Genomic DNA, 24,942 nt, shown 5'->3' with positions numbered 1-24,942 from the left:
AGAGAATCGGGGAGTGAGGGTGACTATCGCCCTCATGCATCAATTCTGTGAAGCTTTTCTCAGAACACCCCAGTTATAAATTGCTCCTGCCCCCATGAGCGCGCATGTGCAGAGGAATACTGCGGGCATTCCAAAGCGACCGCCGATGAACCCGCCAGCAACTGGGCCTGCGACCTGACCGACATACTGCGCCGAAACTGAAAGCCCGAGAACACTGCCTGCGACCCGGTCGGGAACATTGTGCCGGATGACGCTGCTGATGCAGGGCAGAAGACCACCCAATGCCAGGCCCATTAAAAAGCGCAAGCCTATCAACTGCCAGGCTTGTGTGACGAAGGCTTGCGGGATCAGCAGGAGTGCTGCGATCGTCAGTGCGCCGATGATGACGCGTGTGTGGCCGATACGGTCTGCCAGACGGCCAAGTCTGGAGGCAGAAAGGATGCTGCCGAGTGCGGCAACAGCCATTACCACGCCGGAAATCAGCGTCACTTTGGTCTGGTCGTCCATCAGCTGCATCACATAAACGGTGATGATTGGCTCGATCGACATATTTGCGAACATCAACAACATGCCTGTCGCGAGCATGGCGATGATCGGTTTGCGATCTGGAATGGCAGCCCAGACAGATTCGCGGTTCTGTTCCTTGCTGCGCTTGGGTGGTTTCCGTTCCTCACGGATCAGAAATGTAGTGGCCAGGAAGGTGAGAAAAATCACGCTGCCCGCCAGCCAGAAAGTTGCGCGAATACCGATCAATGGCGGCAGCGCACCGCCGAGCAGAGGGCCAGCCAGATTGCCGCCCATAATGCCCGCCGAAAGTGCGCCCAGCGCCCAACCAGTTTTGTCTTTTGGTGTTTGCGTGGCGACAAGGATCATCGAACCCGACGAGTAGCCTCCCGCAATGCCGACGAATAACCGCAGGGCCACAAGTTGCCAGATATCTGTGACCATTCCCATCAAAGACATGGCAATCGCCATGCCGAGGCTAGCGCGGATCAGCATCAACTTGCGGCCGTAACGGTCACCAAGCCTACCCCAGAACGGCGCGACAATTGCTGCCGCGAGAAACGTCGCACCATAGGCGATGCCCGACCATTGCACGATTGCGGCATGATCAACGACGCCCAGTTGCTCCACATAAAGCGGAAGAAACGGCAGAAGCAGCGACATGGCGACGAGTGTCGTGAATGAACCGACGAGGCAGATAACAAGGTTCTGCTTCCAATAGCGTTCCTGGTTCTCGTCATTTGCAATCGCGGCTGGCGATTGTGTTGTGGCCTTGCTGCCGTATTCGGCCGGCTGGGTACGCATGCTCTGTTCCGTTGAAATTAGATATGATTGCTTTGTATTCCATTTTGGGATACCAAATTGGAATACACACATGCGCCTGTCGCAGTGGCTTGTCAATCAGCCGTTCGCCAGAATTATCGAGGGTCCAATGTCACAGATGCGGCAAGTCGAAGAACAGCTTCGCGATTTGATCCTCGGGCTTGAGCTGGGGCCGGGCGAACGGCTGACCGAACGCTGGATCGAAGCGCAGTTCAATGCATCGCGCACGCCTATCCGTGCTGCACTCTTACGTCTTGAAGCCGAAGGGCTCGTCGGACGGGAAGGGCGCGGCTGGACTGTTTCACCGATCAATCTTGCGGAGATTGAGCAGATCGGCGTCTATCGCGAGGCGCTGGAAATTGCGGCTCTGAAAGTTACTTGCGCATTGGAAGATCGCAGTGGTGTTGAGGCAATTGCTGAAATGCTCAATAGTTGCGATGCCGCGAGCGCACGCGAGAAATGGCATCGTGTGGGCATGGATTTCCATATCGAACTCGCGCGACTTTCAGGCAATGAATTTCTAAACCGTGGTGTTCGCGATGCCATGCAACGGCTTTCACGGGCACGCTGGCTAGAAGTGCGCGATGCGGACGCGCTAGCTTGCGCATGGCAGCAGCATCGTGCGATTCTTGATGCGGTGCGAGAAGGAAACGCGTCTCAAGCCATGGCTTTGATGACATTGCATCTTAGCGGAAGCCGGTCGCGCCTGATCGGTAATCTGCGCGAAGACCGGCGGGGTCTGAAAGCCCGTGGCTTTGCGGTGGTTAGTGGCTAAAAGCATTTCCGGCAAAAGTGCGAAGCGGTTTTGCGTAGGATAATGCGTAAAAACAGGTAACTTTCACCATTCAGGCAACTTATGTCCGTCGCGGGTAAATCGGGATGGTCGTCCCTCTTTGATACCTACATCGCGCAGCAGATATTCCGGCGAATTTTCGCTGATGACGTAATGGCTCGGCTTCCGCTTGAACAAACCTGCAATCCACGCACGCAGGCCGGACGACGCTATTTTTTCAGGGCAAACAACGGCAATCGCTGATGAGTTGATCTCAACATCACGCATGGTCGATCTCGATTTTTCTGAGCTTAGAGCCTAGTGGGAGGCTGGGCTGTCGGTTAAACTGTGCCTATAGTTATGACGGAAAAACGCGTTGTTTTCCAATTGAACGTCGATTATGATGCATAAGGAGAACTTATGTATTATGACGTCGCCCCTGCCGCCGCTCTCAGCTATTCGCGTTTTTGAATCCGCTTCCCGCCATGCAAGCTTTACGCGTGCTGCGGAAGAGCTTGGAATGACTCAGGCTGCTGTCAGCTATCAGATAAAATTGCTGGAAGAGCGTGTCGGCGCGCCGCTGTTTCTGCGCAAGCCGCGCCAGGTGGAACTGACCGAATTGGGCATGCGTCTTGCTCCTGCCATCAATGAAGCCTTCGAAGCCATGCGGACGGCATTCGCATCGGCGCGTGAAGACACGCAGGGCGTTCTGACGATCAGCGCTGTCGTCACCTTCGCGTCAAACTGGCTTGTGCAGCGGTTGGGGTCGTTTCAGATGAAGCATCCTTCGCTCGCGGTGCGGTTGGATACGTCCAATGATATGGTCGACTTCTCGACGTCGAATATCGATATGGCTATTCGCAGCGGAAGAGGTGATTGGCCGGGTATGATCTCGCATGAACTCATTAAGGCGCAATTCTCGCCGATGCTCAGCCCGAAGCTTATGGAGTCGGTGGGAGGAATTAACGAACCTGCCGATCTGTTGCGTCTGCGCGCGGTAGATCCAACGGATCCATGGTGGAAAATCTGGTACGAGGCTGCCGGAATTGAAAACCCGGAAATAAAGGGCAATGCATTCAGCCGTTATGGCGCTCAGCACCTCGAAGGGCGTGCAGCCGCTGCCGGGCAGGGCGTGGGCATCCTAACACCTGCATTCCATACTGCTGAATTGGCATCAGGGCAATTGATTCAACCCTTTGACCTTCTTTGCGATGACGGACGGGCCTATTGGCTGGTTTACCCAAAGGCGCGAAAGAATATGCCTAAGGTCCGCGCCTTCCGCGAATGGATTTTGGGCGAGTTAAGTTAAAGCTTGAAGACGAATGCCAAGGTCTTCAATCTGTGAATCGGGGAAGACTTCTATTCCGTGGCTGCGAAGAAGGGTGGCAGTGACACCGGCTCCGGAATGTTTTTGGCCGATGAATTTGCCGTCATAGATCGAGCGACTGCCACAGGATGGGCTGCCATCAATCAATAGAGCAAAACGGCAATCGTTTGCTTGTGCCACGGCAAGCGCTGCTTGAGCGCCAGCGACGAATTGTGCGGTGACATCGCCCCCATTTTCTTCAATAACACGACCTTGGCCTGAAAGTACTGCCTCGCCATCGTCTCCTGCTGCAATTTCTGCGGGGAGGCGAGGCACGCCAAAACCTGCCATTAATTCTGGGCAAACCGTCACTAACCGTCCTTCAGCACGCCACTGATCGACAAGCGGATGTGCGAGCGGTTTTGCCGATCCGTTGTAACGGACCGGATGCCCGGCGAGGCAGGCACTGATCAGTATTTTGCCGCTCATGGCGAGAAACTCCAATTACGGATGCGGATTGGGAAAACCATGCCGCTCGGAAAGCACTGCGAGAATTGCATTCTTGTCAGAAACAAAAGCATTGCCCCCATATTCACCCGTCTGATGGACCGAGCGATTACCTTTCGTCAATATGAACAAAGGTAACGACTGGTTTTCTTCCCCCACAAGCGCGATGACTTCTTGCCGCGGACGTGGCCAGGCTATGTGCCTGATGTCGAGATTTTTTCCGAGTTCAGGAAATGAAGCCAGAACACCTTCCATCAGGGCGCAATGCTCGCAATAGAATTTTTGACCGGGATAGGCCGGGTCATCAAAACCCGGCTGCAAAAGGTAAAGCGTATCGCGATTCATGATTTCAACTTCCATTATTGGTTCTGAACACGACACCAGAGTCATGATTGAGGGACTCGGCTCAATTCTTCATTCACATTAGCAGCCAGTTCGAAAAAACGCTGACGAATTTGCGGCGCAAAATCATTTGCACGTTCGATGGCATGGAAAACCTCCGGCGCATCGTGGCGCACCATGCCCACCGCCTGCATGATCAGGTCAAAGCTTCTGGTCGTCATGCGTGTGGGCAGAGGCTCCATCTGCACCAGCACTTTTGCGATCAGATGCGTCAGCCCCTGAACCATGGCCGCATCGCGATCATGATCTTCTGGAGTGGTCATGATGACATCAAGCGCCAGATGTTTGCGTAAGAATGCACCGATGCGAGGCCCTTGTTTGCCGCGAACCGGACAAATGGCAATCTTCAATCCGGCAATACCATTGCTGGCGCTTTGTGGGCCAAAAAGTGGATGCGTGGCGACAATTTCCACATTATCCGGCAGACCTCTGAGCATCACGTTGGCTGGGCCCACTTTCACTGATCCCACATCCATCACGAGCGCGCCGGGCCGCAAATGTGGCGCAATCGCTTCAACGACGGGCTCAAGATTTGAGACGGGCGTTGCCAGAATAACGACGTCGCAGCGGGCTGCATCTTCTATGCAGGTCAATGTTACGGAGAGAGCACCAGCAAGGTTATCCAGCCCTGCAGCAGGGTCATAAGCATACAGCCGGAAATATGGGCTGAGGTAGCGGGCGATAAGCTGCCCGAATGCACCAAAGCCGATAATTCCGATTGTTTTATGCTGATGATTTTTGTCGCGAGACATGGACTGACCTCTGAATGGCAGCATCGCCAGAGGCACTGTCTTCATACGAAACCGCTGGCAATGCAGCGGTTGAACTATGACAAAGCAAACCCGCCGCTATATGAGCGGGGCGTAATAAGAACGGGTGTTGATGAGCGCTTTAATCATGATGCTTTGCTATTCCTGCGAGGCCGCATTGTCAACAGCTTCAATGCGGCCTTGCGGTTAATTGAGCAATCAAAGATTGGTCACGCCGCCATCAACCCGGATCTCTGATCCCACGACGAACGTGGATTCGTCAGACGCCAAAAAAACCGCAGCTTTCGCGAGTTCGACAGGCTTACCCATCCGTCCGATTGGCACGAGTTTGCGTATATCTGAGCGTAAGATTTCTTCCTGCGCAGGCGCGAGGCCAAGTTTGCCGAATGCTGGTGTTTCTGTTGGGCCGGGGCTGAGGCCGTTCACACGGATTCCGCGATCTACTAATTCGCCGGAAAGGGTGCGTGCCAATGAAAGAAGCCCGGCTTTGCTCGCACCATAGGCGCTGCTTTGCGGAAGGCCGATATGCGCGCTGGCTGATCCGCACAGAATGACTGATGACGGATTGGCCAGAAGTGGTAGCAGTGCTTTGATCAGAAAGAACGGACCTTTCAGATTGGTCGCCATCAGCCGGTCGTAGGCGTCTTCATTAAAGTCCTGAAGCGGGCTGTGGGTGACGTCGCCCGCATTTATGTAAAGGACATCAAGTTGCGGCCACTGTTCCCGGAGTTTCTGTGCAAGCAGTTCCTGTGCTGCAACATCGCCGGAATCGCTTTGGATTTTCAGGACATTTTCAGGCAGTACGCGGGAAGCAGTCTCCAAACCTTGTGCCTTTCGTCCGGTGATGGCTACCGTTGCACCTTCAAGGGTAAATTGTCTGGCAGTTTCAAGCCCGATACCGCTCGTTCCGCCCGTGATGAGCGCGTATTTTCCTTCGAGACGACCCATAATTCACCTTTCTTCATTCGAAGCATTTTCGCTTCTGGGAGAAAGGACATTGTGTCCATTAGTATCTAATGTATAGTAGGCACCAATTTGGTACTAAAGGAATAATTTTCCAATATCGCGAGGCGGGCTGATGGACGACTTATCAGTAGACGTATCTAGCAACAGCCGGTGTCCCATGGTGGATTTCGTCAACCTGATCGCTGGAAAATGGGCGATACCAATCCTTTATCGGCTGATCGTTACGGATGGCCCCATTCGCTTTGGGGAGCTTCAACGTGCCGTTGCACCGATTACTCAGAAGGAACTTACGCGGCAACTCCGACTGTTTGAAACGCGCGGGTTGATTACCCGTGTCGTTTATCCAGAAATGCCACCGCGAGTGGAATATGAGGTTACCGCTCTGGGCAAGACCCTGCGTAATACGCTTGATTCACTTGCCTGCTGGATGCAGGCAAATGGATCAAAGCTAAAGGTATGAGAATGGTGGTTTAAAGCATTTCCAGTAAAAGTGGGAACTGATTCTACGTTCGGAAATGCGTAAAAACAAATAGTTACAGCGGTTCCAACGATTCAGTTTTAACTGGAACTGCTGTAAACAGTCTGGTTAGCAGCACGCATATAGCGAACTGTGGCAAACCAGAGCACGACACCGATACCGAGTAGTACCGCTGCAATAGCATATTGCTCCGTATCGCGGCCGGTCCATGGCCCCGCGAGGAAGGTGCAGCTGATTGCGCCTAACACCGGCAGGACAGTTGGTGTGCGGAAGTGCCTATGATCGACATGATCGCTGCGCAGGACCAAGACCGCAACATTGACCACCGCAAAGACGCACAGCAACAGCAGCGCCGTTGTGCCGCCGAGTGCCGGGACGCCGCCTGCGAAAAGAATGAGGCCAACAGCCAGCAGCGATGTGAAGATGATCGCGATATGGGGAGTACGGCGTCCTTTGTGTACTTTGCCCAAGGCCTCAGGGACAACGCCTTCGCGCGCCATACCGTAGATAAGGCGGCTTGCCATCATCATGTTGATGAGCGCCGAATTGGCGACGGCGAACATGGTAATCACTGCAAATATGCTGATAGGAAAGCCCGGCGCGCCTGCCTGAATTACCTTCAAAAGCGGTGTGTCCCCTTCGCCAAGTTCAGCAGCAGAGACCAGCGTAATGGCCGAAATGGAAACCAGCACATAGACGACGCCGGTGATAGCGAGACCGGTGAGCAGCACTTTCGGGAAAAGACGCGAGGGTTCTTTGCATTCCTCAGCCATGTTGACCGAGTCTTCAAAACCAACCATGGCAAAGAAAGCAAGAGTGGTAGCGGCGATGACGGGCCAGAAATAGCCGCTGCCTTCGGGTGTTTCGAAAGTCCATGCACGAGAGACATCACCTTGACCGCCAGCGATTGCCCAGAGGCCAATGCCAATAATGATCAATAGGCCGGTGACTTCAACGACTGTGAGAACGACGTTCATTTTCACGCTTTCGCCGACACCGCGAAAATTTACAGCGGCAATGAGTGCGATAAAGCCCACAGCAATGAGCGGTGTGCCCCAATCACCGAAACCTAAGCCCAGCGATGCTTCGAAGTTTGCTGCAAAGGCGCGTGAGGCGGTGGATGCAGACGTTATGCCCGACGACATGACGGCGAAAGCGACAAGAAATGTGATGAAGTGAATGCCGAATGCCTTGTGCGTGTAGAGCGCTGCACCGGCTGCACGCGGGTACTTGGTGACGAGTTCCAGATAGCTGCAAGCGGTTAGCAGGGCAACCACGAACGCAATAAGAAAGGGTAGCCAAACGACACCGCCAACTTCGGCAGCAACTTCGCCGGTGAGGGCATAAATACCTGTCCCCAAAACGTCACCGATGATGAATAGTAAAAGTAATCCGGGTCCCATCACCCGCTTAAGTTCTGTTTTTTCTTCGCCCGCATTACCGATCGGATTTTCCATCGAGTCCTCCTCATTCCGGGCACAAGCAGCTGTGAAACCGCAGGAAAGCAGAGAGTTGCAGCTGTTTTTGAAACCGTTGACAGCAAATCAACCCCGTCATCTTTAATGACGAGAATGCGAAGTGGTTCCGAACGAATGAGGAATTACGGGGCGGGCAAATCTGGTGGTTGCTTAATCTCGATCAACATATTCGGGTTTTCAAAAACCTCAAACCTCACCGAAACAACCACCTTTCGAGGTAGATCCTACGCCTATTCGCGGAGGCTTTAGCCCGGATTGCTGGAATATTTTAGGCCGGGTCATCAGGTATGATCAGATTCGTGATCTTGGGGCGAAGCAACAGAAGCGGCGATCCGCGCAACACGGATTGAAGCTTTAAATTTTTGATTTGGCGCATCGTGCTTTGCAAAAAATCCATGCTGATTTTAGCCCGATGCCCAGCACTCGAAAAGCGGAGGGATACATGTCACCTGATAATAACCCGCACTCGCCTCGCAATCGTGCGCGCCGACACTTTCTAGGAGCAGCCGCCGGGCTGGCTGCCAAAGCGGCAGCTATTGGCGCTTTGTCTGCTTCTCTATCGTCGCTGCCAGCGCGCGCTATGGGCACGAAATGGTGGGAAAGCGGAGGCGGAGGTTCCGGCTCCAACTGTCTTTTGAAAGGGACGCTCGTTGAGACGACGGAAGGTCCCATTGCTGTGGAAAAGCTCAGCGTCGGTGATCTTGTGGAAACCATTGATGCAGTGATGCCTGTGAAATGGATCGGTCGGCAAAGTCACAGGAAAAGCGGAGCAGAGTGGAACGAAAGCATCATGCCGATCCGTGTCGCGCGCCATGCGTTGGACGGCAAAACCCCTTACCGTGATCTCTATCTGTCTCCGAACCATGCGCTTTACATCGATGGTGTTCTGATCCGTGCAAAGGATCTCGTGAATGGTCGGACCATCACGCGTGTTTTGGCACAAGACGCTGTCGATTATTACAACATCGTACTGGATAGTCATGAGGTGGTTCTGGCTGAAGGGACAGCAGTTGAAACTTATCTGATGCGCGGCGAAAGCTACAAGAGCTTCACAAACTTCGCGGAGTATGAGGAGCTTTATTCAGAAGAGCCGAACGTTGTCATGCAGCCTTTCGCGCCAATCATGGGCTATGAAGGTGCACGTGAACACATGCATGCTCTGCTTTGCCTTAGTGGTGTGCTTCCATTCCGCGATGTCGTGGAAGAAACCTACCAGCGACTGGCTAGAGCATAATTCCTTAAACTTGGATCAGTTTAAGGGTAAAACTATGCTCTGATTTTAAAGTGTTCAAGCGACCTAATGTGCCTAATTGGGTGCACGCCGCTCTAATAGTGCCTGAGTAACAGTCTTATAGAGTAACAGGGCATGAAAACTCACGGGTGGTATATCAGAGGATATACCACCCTCTTTTTTTAAATCCGATCCATCAGCGCGTACCATGACAGAGCCACAAATAGCAGAGGTGCGCGGAAAGTGCGGCCGCCGGGGAAAGCGGGAATACGTAACTCTTCAAAGAGTTTGAGATTCTCGCGCTTGCCGCTGACTGCCTCTGCGTAAAGCCTGCCCATATAATTGGCCAGCATCACCCCATGGCCGGAATAGCCGCCTGCAGAAATGACACCGGGCATTACTTCGCGCACAAATGGCTGGCGTGGCATGGTTATGCCTACCGATCCGCCCCAGGCTTGCGTGATTTCAACCTTGTCCAGTGCGGGGTAAATCTCCGCAATCTGTCGGCGGATATGTTCGCTTATGTCGCGGGGATTGTCGGCTGTATAGGCCTCACGACCGCCAAACAGCAGGCGACCATCCTTGGATTTGCGGAAATAGCGTACAACGAAGCGCGAGTCATCGACCGACTCTCCGCCGGGGATGACTGGACTGTCATCGCCCAAAGGTGCTGTTGCGCCAATGAAAGACCGGATCGGCATGACGTGGGCGGCACTTGTCGGTTCCAGATCGCCGCCATGAGCATTGACCGCGATGAAGGCGTTCTTCGCTGAAATCGTGCCGCGCGGTGTTTCCACTTCGATGCGACCGCTTACCGTGCTGATCTTTGTAGCTTTGGTGTTTTCGTAAAGATGAGCACCAGCCGCTTCGGTAACTTTGGCCAAGCCGATCAACAGTTTCAGCGGATGAATATGGCCTGTGCCCGCATCATAAACGCCGCCATGATAGCGGTCAGAGCCGAGCAGCGTTGCCATTTCCTCGCGTTCGACATAGCGAATATGCGGATAGCTGAAGCGTGTCGCCATCAATTCCGCATGTTCCTGATAGTTCTTGAGGTAGCGCGGCTTATGCACGGCAGAGATTTGGCCGGGCATATATTCCATGTCGATATTGTGCTCGCGCGCAAAACCGAGGAGATGCGCCTTGGCCTCCTCCGCTATGTTGAAGAGAGCTTTCGCACGCTCCAAACCATACTGCTTTTCAAGATCTTCCGCCCATGTGCGTTGACCTGTGCCAAACTGTCCGCCATTGCGCCCGGACGCTCCATCGCCGAAACGAGCAGCCTCGATCAGGACGACGTCAGCGCCTTGTTTCGCCAGATGATAAGCTGCCGACAGCCCAGTATAGCCCCCGCCGATGACGACGACATCGGCCTGCCGAGCGCCATCAAGTTCGGCATATTGCGGACGCTCAGAAACACTCGCCTCGTACCATGAAAATCCGGGCGAGATGGGGCTTTGATAAGGCCGTTGATTGAGCATGTGGAACCGGTCAGACGTTGAGCAGCAGGAACTCACGCTCCCACGGGCTGATGACTTCCATGAAGGTTTCAAATTCAGCACGCTTGATCGCTGCATAAGTGGTTACGAACGAGCTGCCGAACAGGTTGCGCAACTCCTGATCGTTTTCAAATAGTTGCACCGCTTCAATCAAACCACGTGGAAGGTCGATCTCCTTGGTGTTCACGCTTGTCGATGCAGGTTGATCCGCTTCGATCTTGTTCACCATGCCGATCAGACCGCAGGCAAGCGAGGCAGCCAGCGCTAGATATGGATTGGCATCGGAAGAAGGAATGCGGTTTTCGACGCGCCTGCCGCCCGGCTCCGACCGCGGAACGCGGAAGGCCGTGGTGCGGTTGTCATACCCCCATTTGACGTTGACCGGAGCCGAAGCATCTGGCGTCAAACGGCGATAGGAATTTACATAGGGTGCAAACATGACGAGCGCGTTAGGCACATGTCGCTGCATACCGCCGATAAAGTGGCGGAAGGCTTCGCTTTCAGTGCCATCTTCATTGGAAAAGATGTTTCTTCCAGTTTTCTTGTCGACGATCGACTGGTGAATATGCATGGCCGAACCCGGCTGACCCTGAATAGGCTTGGCCATGAAAGTTGCATACATATCGTGCTTAAGGGCTGCTTCGCGGATCGTACGTTTGAACATGAAGACCTGATCGGCCAGTTCAACCGGGTCGCCATGACGCAGATTGATTTCAAGCTGGCCAGCGCCTTCCTCGTGGATCAGCGTATCGATTTCAAGGCCCTGACCTTCAGAGAAGTGATAGATGTCATCAATCAGTTCATCGAATTCATTGACGCCCGCAATCGAATAGCCCTGACCGCCACCAATCGCGCGGCCTGAACGGCCTACCGGAGGGGTCAGCGGATAGTCGGGGTCTGGGTTTTTGCGCACGAGATAAAATTCGATTTCCGGCGCGACCACGGGCTTGAGGCCACGCTTGTGGTAAGCGGCGACAACCGAGCGCAGCACATTGCGCGGAGTAAATTCGACAGCGCGTCCGTCCTGATAAACGAGGTCACAAATCACCTGCGCCGTGGCATCAGACTCCCAAGGCACGGTGCAAAGGGTTGAAAGGTCCGGCAGAAGCTTCAGATCGCCGTCGTCTTCCGGATATTGGAAACCATGGCCGTCTTCCGGGTAATCACCGGAAATAGTTGTCATGAACACTGCCGATGGCAGGGCAAGCGATGTGTTGGAGGTAAACTTCTTGGACGGCATCATCTTGCCGCGGGCAACGCCAGCCTGATCGGGTGTGATGCATTCGATGTCTTCAATGTCACGCCATGCAAGCCACTCAGTGGCCTGCTTCCAGTTTTTCACGCCGCGAAGCGATTTGACATAAGTAGGCGTACGGCGACGCGGCGCGCGCGTTACCTTCTTTTCCGTCGTATCAGCAGACATCCAACACCAAAAAATGATTTCGTATGTTGGCATGATAGCGGGGACGCTCGACAATGACAAATGGCCTTTGAGCAACAACAACATTAAATATCAGGAGTGATAAATGGGTGAAATCGAGTTCATAAGATGCTTGGTATAAACGTGTGGATTGCCATTTTTGTGCAATGTTGGCGCCATGTTTGAGAAGAGAATTCCCAGATGCATTCTTTTGGAGATTTTGTTGATGCAAAGACCAATCAAAGCGGCTTTGGGAATAGCAGGCGGCACCATGCTTGCGGCATTCGTTTTGCAAGGGCAGGCTTTCGCTGCAGGCGAAAAGCTCACCTGCATGATCATGCTCAACGCAAAGAGCGGTGAGGTGATCGCCAAGGAGGGTGAGATTTGTGACAAGCGCAATAGCCCTGCATCGACCTTTAAAGTACCGCTTGCGCTGATGGGGTTTGAGAGCGGCATATTGCAAGACAGTCATAATCCATCCTGGCCATTTAAGGAGGGATATCCAGCTTGGCGTGAGTCTTGGAAGCAATCGGTTGATCCGACATACTGGGAAGATCAGTCGGTGGTCTGGTTCTCGCAGGAGCTGACGCGGAAGCTCGGGAAAGACAACTTCCAGAAATACACAGATCAGCTCAACTACGGCAATCGCGACTTGAGCGGTGACCCCGGCAAGAACAATGGCATGTTGCGTTCGTGGATATCGTCGTCATTGACCATATCGCCGACAGAACAGGCCGATTTTCTTTTGAAAATGGTCAATAACAAGCTGCCGTTCTCGGAGGCAGCGATGACCAAAACCATGGCTATTCTTCCAACCCACTCACTTTCTAATGGCTGGACCGCCCATGGTAAAACCGGTTCTGCATTTGAAACAGGCCCGAAGGGGAAGCCTGATCGGCGTCGCCAGTTCGGTTGGTATGTCGGATGGGCTGAGAAAGGCGATGAGAAAGTGGTTTTCGTTCGCCTTAATCGGAATATGCCTGCACATAACAATGGCATGGGGACCGTAACGCGTGATGAACAATGGGCGATACTTGAAAAGACCCTGAAATAATTAAGAACGCGCCATCTGAATATTTTTGATGGCGCGTCAGAGCGCATCCCGAAAAGTGTGAAGACCACTAGCAAGTTTATGAATCTAGTGGATTTTTCGAATTTGACGTTTGAAACAGCTTGTGTGTCAGTCGGGATTCAAACGTCAAATTCAATCCACTAGAGACCGAAATGCTCTTTGATAGATGGTGCTGCGATGATCAGTTGATCTACCAGATCTGGATCGCGCTCGCGGATATATAAGAACACCTGATTTCCCGCATCGGTGATCTGTTCGCTGGAAAGGCCACTTGAACGTAAGCTGGCTGCGGCTTTCAGCAGGGCACTCATTTTTTCTCCGGCAAATGTATCCATCAGTCCTGAGAATATTCCCATAAAACCGTCACCCCCTGCTGCGAGTACATCATGGTTTGCAGCCAGTGGCTTTGCGTCAGGCAACAGCACAAACACTTTTTCTCCGATTTCAGGTGTGCTGTGCTGCAATACGGAAAAGACCGATCCTGTCAGTTTTTCTGCCAATGGTTGTTCGATGTTGACCCTATTGGCGACAGTATCGACGAGTGATTGAATAGACATGAAGGCTCCTGATTGTGTCTACAACGACGTTGGTTGCCATTTTTATTGCTGGTCATTGTCAAGAACGCATCAAGATTTGATCGAGGTGGTAACTTGCGATGCTTGGCGAAGAGGCGCAAAGACTATAAAGACAGTCGGTAACATTCTGGGAAATCCATTGAAATGATCGTTCGTCCGCGCCCGCCTTTGTGGAAACTGTTCTTCATCCTCAAAGGCTCGATTGTCACGCGGATATTGCCGCAGATATTTGCAGTTTTCGTGCTCTCGCTCGTTGTGGTCTGGGCACATCGCGCTTTCCCGGGTTGGGTGCCTGCTTTCAATAATGGCACGGCCTTTGCGTTGTTGGGTATCGCGCTTTCGATCTTCCTCGGCTTTCGCAACAATGCTTGCTACGACCGCTGGTGGGAAGCGCGAAAAGTCTGGGGTAAGCTCGTATATGTGACGCGCAGTTTCGCCCGCCAGACAATGGTTCTGGATCGGTTGCCGGGAGCAGAAAGCGCCCGTGAAAAGTTGCTCCACTATGTGATTGCATTCACACAAGCGATGGTTCCGCATCTTCGACCGGGTGATGGGCAAGCGAAGTTCCAAAAGTGGCTTTCCGCCGATGAGCAGAAGGCGTTTGATGCAAGCCGCAACGGGCCTGACTTCATCCTTCGCAAGATGGGTGAGACGCTCGCTGAATTGCGTGGGACGGGTCGTATTGAGGCAATTGATTTTCAGACACTCGATGAAACGGTGAACAGCCTTGCTGAAGTGCAAGCTGCAAGCAAGCGCTTACGTTTTACGCCGGTGCCGTTCGGCTACACTTTGCTTTTGCACCGCACCGCTTATCTTTTCTGCTTTTTCATCCCGTTTGGCTTTGCCGATATGCTCGGCTGGGGGACGCCTTTTGCAACCACGCTGGTTGCTTATACCTTCTTCGGCCTTGATGCTCTGGGCGATGAGTTGGAAGAGCCGTTTGGTACGCTGCCCAACGATCTGCCAATTGGCGCTATCGCTGATACGATTGAGATCAATGTGCGGGAAGCTTTGGGGGAAACGGATTTACCGGACATGCCGCAGCCGAAAGATTATCTGCTGATGTAAAAAAAACCCGACTGGCAGAGCCAGCCGGGGAGGTCAGTGGGGCCAGTCCAACATGAATGAACTGGTATATCAAGTTCTAATATATGTTCTTTGGATGAAACGACCGAATTGCGACTTTTACGCTTGATTGTTTCCGCCGCCACAGCGTTTTCGAAGTGAAAAGCACGGTGGCGACGGTGATTGCGATGACGACCATCATGGGTTTTTGGTGACGATAACCGGGATCAGAAGGTCGCCCCAGTTGCCTTCGCCGTTCCCGCGCTGCCGTAGGCACACAGAAGTATAGAACAGGGCGGCGAAGGCAATGATCATGGGTGCCGTTATGGGTACCGTCATGGGTTTCGGGTGACGATGACCGGGATCAGAAGGTCGCCCCAGTTGCCTTCTCCGCCATGATGGCGGGCTGAGCGAACCAGCTCAACGGAAACACCGGCCTCGACTGCATTCATGACCGACTGGTTGAGGCGGTGCAGATCATTGGCAAGCATACGGATCGCGCTTTGCTGATCGGTGCTCATCGAGGTTGACTGCTCTTCTGCTCTTTCCTTAACACGTGCAATCGAAGCCATGGTTGTTCTCCTCTTAAGAGCGCATCCCGAAAAGTGTGAAACGGTTTTCGGACAAGATGCGCGTTAAATAAATATTGGGTGTCACTCCGCAGCTGGGCGGAACTGTGCTGTTTCTGTCGATTCCTTCATGGCGGTGGTCGAAGACTGGCCGCCGGTGATTGCGAGAGACACGGCATCGAAATAACCGGTGCCAACTTCGCGTTGATGCTTGGTCGCGGTGTAGCCATTTGCTTCTGCCGCAAATTCCGCCTCTTGCAGCTCTGAATAAGCTGCCATCTGACGATCCTTGTAGCCGCGTGCCAGTTCGAACATGCCGAAATTGAGCTGGTGGAAACCGGCCAGCGTGATGAACTGGAACTTGTAACCCATCGCGCCCAGCTCACGCTGGAACTTGGCAATCGTCGCGTCGTCGAGGTTCTTTTTCCAATTGAATGACGGCGAACAATTGTAAGCGAGTTTCTTGCCCGGGTATGCCTTGTGCACGGCTTCGGCAAAGCGGCGAGCCTGTTCGAGATCGGGCTTGGATGTTTCCATCCAGATCAGATCGCAATAGGGCGCATAGGCAATCGCACGGGCGATGCATGGCTCGATGCCATTTTTCACCTGATAGAAGCCTTCCGCGGTGCGGCCTGCATCATAATCAACGAAAGGTTGATCGCGTTCGTCGATGTCCGAGGTCAGAAGCTTGGCGGCCTCCGCATCCGTGCGGGCGATAACCAGCGTTGCAGTACCCATGACGTCGGCCGCAAGGCGCGCCGCATTCAGGTTGCGGATATGTGCTGCCGTCGGGATCAGGACCTTGCCACCGAGATGACCGCACTTCTTCTCAGAAGCCAGCTGGTCTTCATAATGAACGCCGGCCGCACCTGCCTCGATGAAGGCCTTCATGATTTCAAAAGCATTCAGTGGTCCGCCGAAGCCAGCTTCTGCATCGGCAACGATTGGTGCAAACCAAGTATCGACCGACAGACCTTTGCCTTCTGATGTTTCGATCTGGTCGGCACGCTGCAATGTCTTGTTGATGCGCTTTGCCAGTTCCGGAGCAGCATTTGCCGGATAGAGCGATTGGTCAGGATACATGCTTGATGCCGTATTGGCATCCGCAGCAACCTGCCAGCCGGACAGATATATCGCCTTCAGACCGGCACGAACCATCTGCATGGCCTGATTGCCGGAGAGAGCGCCGAGCGCGTTGACGAAATCTTCTTCGTGGATCAATTTCCAGAGGCGGTTTGCACCCATCTCGGCCAGTGAGTATTTGATCTCCACCGAACCGCGCAGCCTCTTCACGTCTTCGGCTGTATGTGCACGCTGGATGCCGTCAAAACGACCCTTGGGTGCCGAAGGAATAAGGCTGTAAAAATCTGTCATTTCGGTGTCTCCTCACACTTGGACCAGGTTTTTGAAGAGCAGATTATCGCCGCTCGTTCTGTGACTAGATTTACATTTGTGAGAATCGAACAGCCAGAAAAACCCGTAAAACCGGCTTATAATTGAAGTAACGCTGTCTGAAAATTGACTGATGTGATCTGTAAATTTGTAAATGTTGTCAAAGCTATCAATTGCAGCTATTTTGTCATGAGTTGTAAAACTCATCGTTCTTGGTTTGGGAGGCCTGATGAGCGAACGCAAGATATTTGCTGGTCCCCGTATCAGGCGCATCCGCAACGAGCGCGGTTTGACGCAGACATCCATGGCCGAGGCGCTTGGTATTTCGCCGTCCTATCTCAATCTCATTGAGCGCAATCAGCGTCCGCTGACGGTGCAGCTGCTGTTAAAGCTAGCCAGTGTTTACAAGCTTGATCTCGATAGCCTTCAGGCAGAAAGCGGCGCGACGGTTGCGGGCCTAAAGGAAGTGTTTTCCGATCCGCTGCTGACGGGAGAATTGCCGGGCGATCAGGAGCTCGTGGAAATCGGCGAGGCAGCACCCAATGCTGCCAGCGGGATCGTCAAGCTTTATCGCGCCTATCGCGAACAGCAGCAGCGGCTTTCTGATCTGTCTCAACTGCTTTCTCATGAGGGAAGCGATGCGCAGCTTTCCGCAACGCGTTTGCCCCTTGATGAAGTACGCGATGTGATGGCTCGACGACCTAATCATTATCCGCGTATCGAAGAGGAGGCCGAAAGCTTTTACGCATTGCTTAAGCCCGAAGGGGATTTGTCAGGCGCGTTGAAAGAATGGCTGCGGCGTGAGCACGGCATTACCGTGCGAAGTTTGCCTGTTACGACTATGCCGAACTGGCGCAGACGTTATGACAGGCATTCGCAGCGGTTGTTTATTTCGGAACGATTGTCGCCCTTTGACCAGTTGCAGGAAATTGCGATGGAAGCAGCGCTCATCCGTATGCAGGTGATGATTGGTGCCGAAACCGAAGGGCTGAAACTGTCGTCCGGGGAGGCAAAGCGCATCGCAAGATTTGAATTGGCGCGCTATGCAGCACAAGCGTTGATGATGCCCTACAGGCAATTTCGCGATGCGGCAGTGCGCGCGCGTTACGATGTCGATGTTTTGCGCTCGCGTTTTGGCGTGTCGTTTCAACAGGCCGCGAACCGTTTGACGACCTTGCAACGCCAGGGCAATGCCGCTCTGCCGTTTTTCCTGATGGAAATCGACCACGCAGGCAATCGTCTTCGCATGGTCGGCGCTGAAGGTTTTCCAATCCGCTTTAGCGGGCAATGCCCGAAATTGCCGGTCTATGCAGCATTTGCTCAGGCAGGGCAGGTGTTGGTTGAACCTGCAGAACTGCCCGATGGTTCCGCTTTCCTCACAATAGCGCGAACGCTTGAAGGTCCGCAGGGCGCATTCAACGAGCGCCCCCGACGCACGGCGATACTTTTGGGCTGCTCTCGCGAACTGGGTGATGAAACCATTTATGGTGCGCGAAATGCTCTCAGCACGGAAATCGGACCAGCCTGCCGACTTTGTGAGCGTCAGGGTTGCATTACACGCGCCGAACCGCCACTGACCCGACCGCTCGGTCTCGACGAAATGGTGGCAGGATTATCGGCTTTTGACTTCCAGTAGAACCGCGATATTTCGGATCGGGACGTGTGCACCACAACTTTTTATGTTCGTGGTGTCATCACCCGGTTGACGAATGGTTCACAATCTAAAAAGGTATGAAGTTGAAACAGTTTACCCACCCTTGAGCTGTACCGGGAATGACGGTGCAGAATGGAGCACGCGATGAGGATGAAATCCTTTCTTCTGGCGACAACAATGGCGTCTTGCCTTGTGAGCGCCGCCGTATTTCCTGCAAGCGCGCAGGAGCGGGTGGTCAATATCTACAACTGGTCAGATTACATCGACGACTCGATCCTAAAGGATTTCACCAAGGAAACCGGCATCAAGGTCGTTTACGACGTTTATGATTCCAACGAAATTCTCGAAACCAAGCTCCTTGCTGGCGGTAGCGGCTACGATCTTGTGGTGCCATCGGGTGAATTTCTTGGCCGCCAGATCCCTGCAGGCGTGTTCTTGAAACTCGATAAGGACAAGCTCCCGAACCTCAAGAATATGTGGGACGAAATTTCGACCCGCGCCGCCACGTATGATCCGGGCAACGAATATTCCATCAACTACATGTGGGGCACGACCGGCATTGGCTATAACAAGGCCAAGATCAAGGAAGCGCTCGGCACAGACACGATTGACTCGTGGGATGTGCTCTTCGATCCGGAAAAGTCGGCAAAGCTGAAAGGCTGCGGTATCTATCTTCTGGATTCGGCCAGCGAAATGCTGCGTCCAGCTTTGAACTATCTCGGCCTTGATCCGAATTCGCCATCACCAGATGATCTGGAAAAGGCGCAGGAACTTTATCTGAAAATCCGTCCAAATATTCGCAAGTTCCATTCATCGGAATACATCAATGCGCTGGCGAATGGCGATATCTGTATGGCAGTCGGCTATTCCGGGGATATTTTCCAAGCCCGTGACCGTGCCGAGAAGGCCAAACAGGGCGTAGAGATCGGTTATTCTATCCCGAAGGAAGGCGCACTGATGTGGTTCGACCAGATGGCGATCCCGGCAGATGCGAAGAATGTGCCTGAAGCGCTTGAATTCATGAACTATATCATGCGTCCGGAAGTTGCAGCCAAGGCGTCGAACTTTGTGTTCTATGCAAACGGCAACAAGGCATCGCAGGAATTCATCGACAAGGAAATTCTCGAAGATCCGGCAATCTATCCAAGCGATGAAGTTCTGAAGAAGCTGTTTGTGCCGACGCCTTACGACACCAAGGTACAGCGTGTTGTTACGCGCGCCTGGACGAAGATCGTCACAGGCCAGTAACAGTCGAATAATATGACGGCTATTATTAGCCGATGCGGGCTTGCCCGTTTGAAATCTGAGAGCGGCTCACTGTTCATGCAGGAGGGCCGCTCTACGTCTTGTGACATACATCAATGGCAGGCTGCGGTCTGTGGATCGGGTTCCTGATAAGTCGATAGGGGAACGGAATGGAATCTTTTGGCAGCTTTCGCCGCAAATTCGCACCGTGGAATGATCCGGCAGCGAAACCTTATATTTCTTTTGAGAATGTGACGAAGGTGTTTGGCGATTTTACCGCCGTCGATAATCTGTCACTCAATGTCTTCAATCGTGAGTTCTTTGCGCTGCTGGGGGCGTCGGGGTGTGGCAAGACCACCCTCATGCGTATGTTGGCAGGCTTTGAAGAGCCGACTTCGGGCCGTATAACTCTTGATGGTCAGGATATGCGCGGCATTCCTCCTTATAAGCGCCCCGTAAACATGATGTTCCAGTCCTATGCCCTGTTCCCGCATATGACGGTTGAGAACAACATTGCTTTTGGTCTCAAACAAGACGGAATGGCGAAGTCGGAAATCGATGCACGCGTTGCTGAAATGCTCAAGCTTGTGAAGCTGGAGCAATACGGCAAGCGCAAGCCGCATCAGCTTTCCGGTGGTCAGCGCCAGCGCGTGGCACTTGCGCGCTCTGTCGCAAAACGTCCCAAAGTTCTGCTGCTTGATGAGCCACTTGGCGCACTCGATAAGAAGTTGCGTGAGGAAACTCAGTTCGAACTGATGGATTTGCAGGTCAAGCTCGGTATGACCTTTATGGTCGTTACCCACGATCAGGAAGAAGCCATGACCATGTCTGATCGTATTGCGGTCATGGACAAAGGGCGCATCATGCAGGTTGCAACGCCTGCGGAAGTTTACGAAGCGCCACGCTCCAAGTTTGTGGCTGACTTCATCGGCAATGTGAACATCATTGAAGGTGAGGTGGTGAAAGCTGTGAATGGCGAGGCGGAAATCGCCACTGAAAAATTCGGCTTCCATATTCACACCGAAACACGTGAACAACTTAATCCGGGTCAGAAGGTCTGGTATGCGGTGCGGCCTGAAAAGACCCGCATTACCCGCGACAAGCCGGAAGACGCATCGGTCAATGCGGTTGAAGGTGAGCTATGGGATATCGCATATTTTGGCGATATGACGGTTTTCCACGTGCGCCTTGAAAACGGACGCACCATCAAGGCTGCAAGCCTCAATGCCGTGCGCAAAACCGATAATCCACTCGGTTATGATGACCGTGTCTGGGTCTCATTCGATACTGACGCCGGCCTGGTGCTAACGGCTTAAGGAGGGGACGCGTATGCAAAAGCTGATCGCCTCCATAACCAGTCGCCTCGTGATTGCGGTGCCATATTTTTGGCTGCTGCTGTTCTTTCTGGTTCCGTTTTTCATCGTCTTCAAAATTTCTCAGTCTGAAGTCACGATGGCGATCCCGCCCTATATGCCAGCTTTTGATTGGGCTGACAGTTTTGCGCAAAGCTGGGAAAAAATTAAGCAGCTGTCATTCGATAATTATTTATGGCTGCTTGACGACCCGCTTTATTACAAGGCTTATTTGTCGAGCGTTCGGATTGCTGCCATTTCCACCGTTTTGGCGCTGCTTGTTGGCTATCCTATGGCTTACGGCATTGCGCGCGCACCATCAACGATCCGTCCGACACTCCTGATGATGGTGATCCTGCCATTCTGGACGTCATTCCTGATCCGCGTTTATGCGTGGATTGGCATTCTGAAACCAGAAGGCCTGCTCAACCAGTTTTTAATGTGGCTGAACATCATCGATACGCCGCTGACCATCCTCAATACGGATACGGCAGTTTATATCGGTATTGTTTATTCCTATTTGCCATTCATGATTTTGCCGATCTATTCATCACTGGAAAAAATGGATTATTCGCTGATCGAAGCTGCACAGGATCTTGGCTGTACTGCAATTGCTGCTTTCTGGAAAATTACATTTCCTCTGTCGCTTGCGGGCGTTCTTGCCGGCTGCTTCCTTGTCTTCATTCCAGCTGTGGGTGAGTTTGTTATCCCTGACCTTCTCGGTGGATCTCAGACATTGATGATCGGTAAGACGATCTGGAGTGAGTTCTTTTCCAACCGCGACTGGCCGGTTGCATCGGCTGTAGCTGTCGTTCTTCTGTTGATACTGATCATACCGATTGTGATCTTCCAGCAAATACAGGCGCGTCAGCAGGAAAAGGGGAAATAGGCCATGAACAATAATTGGTCCCGTTTCAATATCGCCTCAGTCGCACTTGGCTTTGCCTTCCTTTATCTGCCGATTGTTCTGCTGGTCATCTATTCGTTCAATGAATCCCGTCTGGTCACTGTCTGGGCGGGTTTCTCGACCAAATGGTATGTTGAGCTTTTCAGAAATCAGGCTTTGATGGATGCGGCGTGGGTGACAATCCGCGTTGGTCTTCTGTCGGCAACAATTGCAACCGTGCTCGGCACGCTGGCAGCACTTGCGCTGACCCGCTACACGCGCTTTCGCGGACGTATCCTATTTTCTGGCATGGTCTATGCACCGCTTGTCATGCCTGATGTCATCACGGGTCTGTCGCTGCTGCTTCTGTTTGTGGCGATGAACTTTGACCGTGGTTTCTGGACGGTCACACTTGCACATATCACCTTTTCGATGTGCTTTGTGGCCGTTGTCGTGCAGTCCCGACTGGTAAGCTTTGATCGCTCTTTGGAAGAGGCGGCGATGGATCTCGGAGCGCCACCGGTGACGACCTTTATGAAGATCACCCTGCCGGTGATCCTGCCTGCGGTAGTTTCTGGCTGGATGCTTGCTTTCACGCTTTCGCTCGACGATCTGGTGATTGCAAGCTTCACATCTGGGCCGGGTGCAACGACGCTGCCGATGAAAATCTACAGCCAGGTTCGCCTTGGAGTGACGCCGGAAATCAATGCGGTCTGTACGATCCTGATCGCGTTGGTGACGACGGGCGTTATCATCGCCTCGGTTGTTAACAAGCGTCGGGAAGTTCAGCGCCGCCGTGATGAGCAGGCTGCATTCAGGCTGGGGTAGTTCTTACAGCGGTTCCAGTTGACACTGATTGTCGGAACCGCTGTAACTATTTGTTTCTACGCATTATCCTTCGCAAAACCGCTTCGTACTTTTGCTGGAAATGCTATGAGCGAAACAGAGCGGTTTCATTGCCCCGTGGCTGTTCCTGTCGATGATGGGGAGATGAACGGACGATCCCATGAGCCGCCGACAAAGAAATGCAGCGGTGGCTTGGTGGGGGTCGTTTCGGCTTGTTGTCCGTCTGAGTTTTCTTGTTGTTGCTGTTGGCTTTCAGGGAAGATCACTTCACCACTGAGAGCCAGGCTGCGATCAACAAACGGGACAATGCCAGCAAGATTAAGCGTGCCGTCGGTCGTGCCAAGGCGTGCGTTTTCGAGTGTTGCAACTCCGTCCGAAAGATTGGCCTTAAGATCGAGCCGGTTGAAGGCAAGCGAAACATTTTCCTGCCGTTCGAGTGCGAAGAAGCCTTGGCTCTGAGCCTTAGTCAGAAAATCCTGTACCGCGAAACCTTGCATCTGGCCGTTGTTGAGCTGCACTGAAACATTGCCCTGTGCACCGGTCAAGAGTGCCGACCAACGGTTCGCCGGTCCTTTCATGAACAGTGAGACATTTCCTTTGCCGTTGACGAATGGCTTATCGAAACCGAATGCTGCGAAGAGCTGAGAACTATCAATATCAGATGCGTTGAAACGGAGTTCTCCAGTGGCAGTTTTAAGGTCGCGAACGATCTGCAGATTGGCCTGAAGGATGCCGTTGAAAGCTTTGGCATCACCAATATCAAACATCGCACGACCGCCCCTGATCTGCACAGCCGCAGCCACACCCGTCATGGAAACGGGACCGGCGGTAGCGGTTTGCGCCGAGAGGCGAAGGTCGAGTTCAGCGCGATCGATAAAGCTTGTATCGATATTGTCTTTCCCGCTTTGATCGCGCTCATTCGGGGGGCGAGGCCGGTTGTCGGGCAATGGTACGAAGATGGAAAACAGTCGCCGCAGATCGAGTTTATCGAATGCAAGAGTTCCGGTCACAGCCGGTGTATCTTGCTCAAATCCGATTTCGATAACGCCCTTGGCCGGGCTTTCGTCTGTGGTCATCTCGACATTATCGAACTTCAATCGACGTGGCGTCGAGGTGATCGTTGAATCGAGCGAGAAGACGCCAATTTCTGTGCTGCCTGCAACGGGAGGCAGACCAAGCCAGCGAACTGCATTGCTCAGGGAAGGAGTTTTGGCGCTCAACGCACCTTCGAAGAAGCGGTCGTTGGAGATGTTGGCCTTGCCTTCGAATGTAATGTTGACCGGATTGGAAGTGAAACTCGCGGTAACATCAGATGTACCCCCGGCAAGGAGTGGCAAAGCCTGCGATGCAGTCAGGTTGAACTGGGTATTTTCCCCGCGCCAAAGAGCGCTGCCACGCAGTGTTGCCGCGCTCGAGGTGCGTGGCCATTCAAGCGTGGCGTTCAACTTGGTAATTTGTTGATCTTCCTTCGGTTCCTCTTCAGCGTCTGCTCGATTGAATGAGACGGTACCGTCTCGGATAACGACGCGACCAAAAGGTTGTGAGGCTTGCTGTGCAGCAAGCGTTTTGTCGTTTGCACCATTCTGCTGCAATGCGCGTTGAGCGCGGATCGCGGTGCCAAGACGTCCGTTGGAACTTGCGATGGCATCAAGCAGGCCAGAGAAGTTATCGACTGGGCCACCGATGTTGAAATGCGGTCTCACAATCTGTGTTTCTGAGAAAGACAAGCGCCCCATCAACGCATCAAGAGGCGACAGTTCGACCTCGATCCGGCTGGCACTCATGAATGGCTTGGCGCCTTGCTCGGAAAGCTTGCTGAGTGTCACACCTTCAAGCGAGGCTCGCAAAACCGGGAACACGCGCAGACGCGGTGCTTCTCGCAGTTCGACACTATAACCGGTCCAGGCGCTGATTTCCTGCGCCACTCGAACACGGATTGAATCTGTGGAGACGATAAAAGGTATAAGGGCAAGCAGGGTTGCCACGGCTGCCGCGCTAAGAATGATGATCGCAACAATAAGGCGCGTAAATCTGGGCCAGCGCATCAACCATCCTATCAGTGAGACATATTCTGTAATCTAAACCAGCACTGTGGCAAAGCAAAGCCGTCCATGCTGATTCTGACATATGG

24 protein-coding genes are annotated in these 24,942 nt (G+C 53.1%); 11 read left to right on the top strand and 13 right to left on the bottom strand.

Annotated elements, in window-relative coordinates:
- Nucleotides 1-39: 39 nt before the first annotated feature.
- Nucleotides 40-1,308 (bottom strand): multidrug efflux MFS transporter, encoded by a 1,269-nt coding sequence (locus tag OIV19_RS05600; RefSeq protein ID WP_151091611.1) that lies wholly within the window; start codon nucleotides 1,306-1,308, stop codon nucleotides 40-42.
- Between the two features lie 127 nt (nucleotides 1,309-1,435).
- Between OIV19_RS05600 and OIV19_RS05595 the strand changes: the two genes are divergently transcribed.
- Nucleotides 1,436-2,101 carry a GntR family transcriptional regulator gene (locus OIV19_RS05595; RefSeq protein ID WP_264230974.1) on the top strand — a complete coding sequence of 222 codons (666 nt, stop codon included), beginning with the start codon at nucleotides 1,436-1,438 and terminating at the stop codon, nucleotides 2,099-2,101.
- A 63-nt stretch (nucleotides 2,102-2,164) separates the two neighbouring features.
- Here OIV19_RS05595 and OIV19_RS05590 read toward each other — a convergent pair whose 3' ends face one another.
- Complete coding sequence (locus OIV19_RS05590; RefSeq protein WP_191792728.1) at nucleotides 2,165-2,386, bottom strand: hypothetical protein; 222 nt, start codon at nucleotides 2,384-2,386, stop codon at nucleotides 2,165-2,167.
- Between the two features lie 139 nt (nucleotides 2,387-2,525).
- Here OIV19_RS05590 and OIV19_RS05585 point away from each other — a divergent pair, with 139 nt between their 5' ends.
- Nucleotides 2,526-3,407, top strand: a complete 882-nt coding sequence (locus OIV19_RS05585) for a LysR substrate-binding domain-containing protein (RefSeq protein WP_151091609.1) — start codon at nucleotides 2,526-2,528, stop codon at nucleotides 3,405-3,407.
- Here the strand turns inward: OIV19_RS05585 and OIV19_RS05580 are convergent.
- From OIV19_RS05580 to OIV19_RS05565, 4 genes are all read right to left on the bottom strand, one after another.
- A complete protein-coding gene (locus OIV19_RS05580) occupies nucleotides 3,399-3,893 on the bottom strand; it encodes a 2-thiouracil desulfurase family protein (RefSeq protein ID WP_264230926.1) in 495 nt (164 codons plus the stop codon). The two genes, OIV19_RS05585 and OIV19_RS05580, sit on opposite strands and share 9 nt — an antisense overlap.
- 15 nt (nucleotides 3,894-3,908) lie before the next feature.
- On the bottom strand, nucleotides 3,909-4,256 hold the full coding sequence (locus OIV19_RS05575; protein ID WP_264230925.1) for a DUF3088 domain-containing protein: 348 nt from the start codon (nucleotides 4,254-4,256) through the stop codon (nucleotides 3,909-3,911).
- Nucleotides 4,257-4,297: 41 nt separating this feature from the next.
- Nucleotides 4,298-5,065 (bottom strand): prephenate dehydrogenase, encoded by a 768-nt coding sequence (locus OIV19_RS05570; protein WP_151091607.1) that lies wholly within the window; start codon nucleotides 5,063-5,065, stop codon nucleotides 4,298-4,300.
- A 216-nt stretch (nucleotides 5,066-5,281) separates the two neighbouring features.
- Nucleotides 5,282-6,031, bottom strand: coding sequence for an SDR family oxidoreductase (locus OIV19_RS05565; protein WP_191792730.1), 750 nt, complete (start codon nucleotides 6,029-6,031; stop codon nucleotides 5,282-5,284).
- 175 nt (nucleotides 6,032-6,206) lie between these two features.
- Between OIV19_RS05565 and OIV19_RS05560 the strand changes: the two genes are divergently transcribed.
- The gene (locus OIV19_RS05560; RefSeq protein ID WP_235901730.1) at nucleotides 6,207-6,509 is read left to right on the top strand and encodes a winged helix-turn-helix transcriptional regulator; all 303 of its coding nucleotides are present in this window, start codon (nucleotides 6,207-6,209) and stop codon (nucleotides 6,507-6,509) included.
- Between the two features lie 98 nt (nucleotides 6,510-6,607).
- On the opposite strand, the gene OIV19_RS05555 is transcribed toward OIV19_RS05560, so the two are convergent.
- Nucleotides 6,608-7,984 carry an APC family permease gene (locus tag OIV19_RS05555; protein WP_264230924.1) on the bottom strand — a complete coding sequence of 459 codons (1,377 nt, stop codon included), beginning with the start codon at nucleotides 7,982-7,984 and terminating at the stop codon, nucleotides 6,608-6,610.
- 463 nt (nucleotides 7,985-8,447) lie between these two features.
- Between OIV19_RS05555 and OIV19_RS05550 the strand changes: the two genes are divergently transcribed.
- Nucleotides 8,448-9,239 carry a Hint domain-containing protein gene (locus OIV19_RS05550; RefSeq protein WP_264230923.1) on the top strand — a complete coding sequence of 264 codons (792 nt, stop codon included), beginning with the start codon at nucleotides 8,448-8,450 and terminating at the stop codon, nucleotides 9,237-9,239.
- Nucleotides 9,240-9,418: 179 nt separating this feature from the next.
- Here the strand turns inward: OIV19_RS05550 and OIV19_RS05545 are convergent, their stop codons facing one another.
- Together OIV19_RS05545 and OIV19_RS05540 are read right to left on the bottom strand one after the other, a co-directional pair.
- Nucleotides 9,419-10,717, bottom strand: a complete 1,299-nt coding sequence (locus OIV19_RS05545) for an NAD(P)/FAD-dependent oxidoreductase (RefSeq protein ID WP_151091603.1) — start codon at nucleotides 10,715-10,717, stop codon at nucleotides 9,419-9,421.
- Nucleotides 10,718-10,727: 10 nt separating this feature from the next.
- The gene (locus OIV19_RS05540) at nucleotides 10,728-12,158 is read right to left on the bottom strand and encodes a glutamine synthetase family protein (RefSeq protein ID WP_151091602.1); all 1,431 of its coding nucleotides are present in this window, start codon (nucleotides 12,156-12,158) and stop codon (nucleotides 10,728-10,730) included.
- A gap of 223 nt (nucleotides 12,159-12,381) precedes the next feature.
- On the opposite strand from OIV19_RS05540, the gene blaOXA reads away from it, so the two are divergent.
- Nucleotides 12,382-13,209 carry an OXA-919 family class D beta-lactamase gene (blaOXA, locus tag OIV19_RS05535; RefSeq protein ID WP_151091601.1) on the top strand — a complete coding sequence of 276 codons (828 nt, stop codon included), beginning with the start codon at nucleotides 12,382-12,384 and terminating at the stop codon, nucleotides 13,207-13,209.
- 158 nt (nucleotides 13,210-13,367) lie between these two features.
- Here the strand turns inward: blaOXA and OIV19_RS05530 are convergent, their stop codons facing one another.
- Nucleotides 13,368-13,784 carry a DUF2267 domain-containing protein gene (locus tag OIV19_RS05530; protein ID WP_151091600.1) on the bottom strand — a complete coding sequence of 139 codons (417 nt, stop codon included), beginning with the start codon at nucleotides 13,782-13,784 and terminating at the stop codon, nucleotides 13,368-13,370.
- Between the two features lie 162 nt (nucleotides 13,785-13,946).
- Between OIV19_RS05530 and OIV19_RS05525 the strand changes: the two genes are divergently transcribed.
- Nucleotides 13,947-14,870, top strand: coding sequence for a bestrophin family protein (locus OIV19_RS05525; RefSeq protein WP_264230922.1), 924 nt, complete (start codon nucleotides 13,947-13,949; stop codon nucleotides 14,868-14,870).
- 332 nt (nucleotides 14,871-15,202) lie between these two features.
- Here the strand turns inward: OIV19_RS05525 and OIV19_RS05520 are convergent, their stop codons facing one another.
- Both OIV19_RS05520 and aceA read right to left on the bottom strand, forming a co-directional pair.
- Complete coding sequence (locus OIV19_RS05520) at nucleotides 15,203-15,439, bottom strand: SMc00767 family acetate metabolism repressor (protein WP_007879671.1); 237 nt, start codon at nucleotides 15,437-15,439, stop codon at nucleotides 15,203-15,205.
- 81 nt (nucleotides 15,440-15,520) lie between these two features.
- Complete coding sequence (gene aceA, locus OIV19_RS05515) at nucleotides 15,521-16,810, bottom strand: isocitrate lyase (protein WP_095444551.1); 1,290 nt, start codon at nucleotides 16,808-16,810, stop codon at nucleotides 15,521-15,523.
- Nucleotides 16,811-17,057: 247 nt separating this feature from the next.
- Between aceA and OIV19_RS05510 the strand changes: the two genes are divergently transcribed.
- The 5 genes from OIV19_RS05510 to OIV19_RS05490 all read left to right on the top strand — a co-directional run bounded on the left by OIV19_RS05510 (nucleotide 17,058) and on the right by OIV19_RS05490 (nucleotide 22,793).
- Complete coding sequence (locus tag OIV19_RS05510; protein ID WP_151091598.1) at nucleotides 17,058-18,464, top strand: helix-turn-helix domain-containing protein; 1,407 nt, start codon at nucleotides 17,058-17,060, stop codon at nucleotides 18,462-18,464.
- Between the two features lie 162 nt (nucleotides 18,465-18,626).
- On the top strand, nucleotides 18,627-19,730 hold the full coding sequence (locus tag OIV19_RS05505) for a polyamine ABC transporter substrate-binding protein (protein WP_191792737.1): 1,104 nt from the start codon (nucleotides 18,627-18,629) through the stop codon (nucleotides 19,728-19,730).
- Between the two features lie 167 nt (nucleotides 19,731-19,897).
- Entirely contained in the window at nucleotides 19,898-21,043 is a 1,146-nt protein-coding gene (locus OIV19_RS05500; protein WP_151091596.1) for an ABC transporter ATP-binding protein, read from the top strand.
- A gap of 13 nt (nucleotides 21,044-21,056) precedes the next feature.
- Nucleotides 21,057-21,968, top strand: coding sequence for an ABC transporter permease subunit (locus OIV19_RS05495; protein ID WP_151091595.1), 912 nt, complete (start codon nucleotides 21,057-21,059; stop codon nucleotides 21,966-21,968).
- Nucleotides 21,969-21,971: 3 nt separating this feature from the next.
- A complete protein-coding gene (locus OIV19_RS05490; RefSeq protein WP_151091594.1) occupies nucleotides 21,972-22,793 on the top strand; it encodes an ABC transporter permease in 822 nt (273 codons plus the stop codon).
- A 125-nt stretch (nucleotides 22,794-22,918) separates the two neighbouring features.
- Here OIV19_RS05490 and OIV19_RS05485 read toward each other — a convergent pair whose 3' ends face one another.
- Nucleotides 22,919-24,856, bottom strand: coding sequence for an AsmA family protein (locus OIV19_RS05485; protein WP_264230921.1), 1,938 nt, complete (start codon nucleotides 24,854-24,856; stop codon nucleotides 22,919-22,921).
- Between the last annotated feature and the right edge of the window lie 86 nt (nucleotides 24,857-24,942).

It is taken from the genome of Brucella sp. HL-2, from assembly GCF_025846885.2.
In the GTDB taxonomy this organism is placed as follows: Bacteria; Pseudomonadota; Alphaproteobacteria; order Rhizobiales; family Rhizobiaceae; genus Brucella; species Brucella quorumnocens.
The sequence above is the reverse complement of the archived record's forward strand: the minus strand, read 5'-3'. Positions and strand labels throughout refer to the sequence as shown.

Coding starts and splice junctions, on each gene's coding strand:
- OIV19_RS05600 (WP_151091611.1), bottom strand. CDS start 1,308: ATGCGTACCCAGCCGGCCGAATACGGCAGCAAGGCCACAACACAATCG.
- OIV19_RS05595 (WP_264230974.1), top strand. CDS start 1,436: ATGTCACAGATGCGGCAAGTCGAAGAACAGCTTCGCGATTTGATCCTC.
- OIV19_RS05590 (WP_191792728.1), bottom strand. CDS start 2,386: ATGCGTGATGTTGAGATCAACTCATCAGCGATTGCCGTTGTTTGCCCT.
- OIV19_RS05585 (WP_151091609.1), top strand. CDS start 2,526: ATGACGTCGCCCCTGCCGCCGCTCTCAGCTATTCGCGTTTTTGAATCC.
- OIV19_RS05580 (WP_264230926.1), bottom strand. CDS start 3,893: ATGAGCGGCAAAATACTGATCAGTGCCTGCCTCGCCGGGCATCCGGTC.
- OIV19_RS05575 (WP_264230925.1), bottom strand. CDS start 4,256: ATGAATCGCGATACGCTTTACCTTTTGCAGCCGGGTTTTGATGACCCG.
- OIV19_RS05570 (WP_151091607.1), bottom strand. CDS start 5,065: ATGTCTCGCGACAAAAATCATCAGCATAAAACAATCGGAATTATCGGC.
- OIV19_RS05565 (WP_191792730.1), bottom strand. CDS start 6,031: ATGGGTCGTCTCGAAGGAAAATACGCGCTCATCACGGGCGGAACGAGC.
- OIV19_RS05560 (WP_235901730.1), top strand. CDS start 6,207: ATGGTGGATTTCGTCAACCTGATCGCTGGAAAATGGGCGATACCAATC.
- OIV19_RS05555 (WP_264230924.1), bottom strand. CDS start 7,984: ATGGAAAATCCGATCGGTAATGCGGGCGAAGAAAAAACAGAACTTAAG.
- OIV19_RS05550 (WP_264230923.1), top strand. CDS start 8,448: ATGTCACCTGATAATAACCCGCACTCGCCTCGCAATCGTGCGCGCCGA.
- OIV19_RS05545 (WP_151091603.1), bottom strand. CDS start 10,717: ATGCTCAATCAACGGCCTTATCAAAGCCCCATCTCGCCCGGATTTTCA.
- OIV19_RS05540 (WP_151091602.1), bottom strand. CDS start 12,158: ATGTCTGCTGATACGACGGAAAAGAAGGTAACGCGCGCGCCGCGTCGC.
- blaOXA (WP_151091601.1), top strand. CDS start 12,382: ATGCAAAGACCAATCAAAGCGGCTTTGGGAATAGCAGGCGGCACCATG.
- OIV19_RS05530 (WP_151091600.1), bottom strand. CDS start 13,784: ATGTCTATTCAATCACTCGTCGATACTGTCGCCAATAGGGTCAACATC.
- OIV19_RS05525 (WP_264230922.1), top strand. CDS start 13,947: ATGATCGTTCGTCCGCGCCCGCCTTTGTGGAAACTGTTCTTCATCCTC.
- OIV19_RS05520 (WP_007879671.1), bottom strand. CDS start 15,439: ATGGCTTCGATTGCACGTGTTAAGGAAAGAGCAGAAGAGCAGTCAACC.
- aceA (WP_095444551.1), bottom strand. CDS start 16,810: ATGACAGATTTTTACAGCCTTATTCCTTCGGCACCCAAGGGTCGTTTT.
- OIV19_RS05510 (WP_151091598.1), top strand. CDS start 17,058: ATGAGCGAACGCAAGATATTTGCTGGTCCCCGTATCAGGCGCATCCGC.
- OIV19_RS05505 (WP_191792737.1), top strand. CDS start 18,627: ATGAGGATGAAATCCTTTCTTCTGGCGACAACAATGGCGTCTTGCCTT.
- OIV19_RS05500 (WP_151091596.1), top strand. CDS start 19,898: ATGGAATCTTTTGGCAGCTTTCGCCGCAAATTCGCACCGTGGAATGAT.
- OIV19_RS05495 (WP_151091595.1), top strand. CDS start 21,057: ATGCAAAAGCTGATCGCCTCCATAACCAGTCGCCTCGTGATTGCGGTG.
- OIV19_RS05490 (WP_151091594.1), top strand. CDS start 21,972: ATGAACAATAATTGGTCCCGTTTCAATATCGCCTCAGTCGCACTTGGC.
- OIV19_RS05485 (WP_264230921.1), bottom strand. CDS start 24,856: ATGCGCTGGCCCAGATTTACGCGCCTTATTGTTGCGATCATCATTCTT.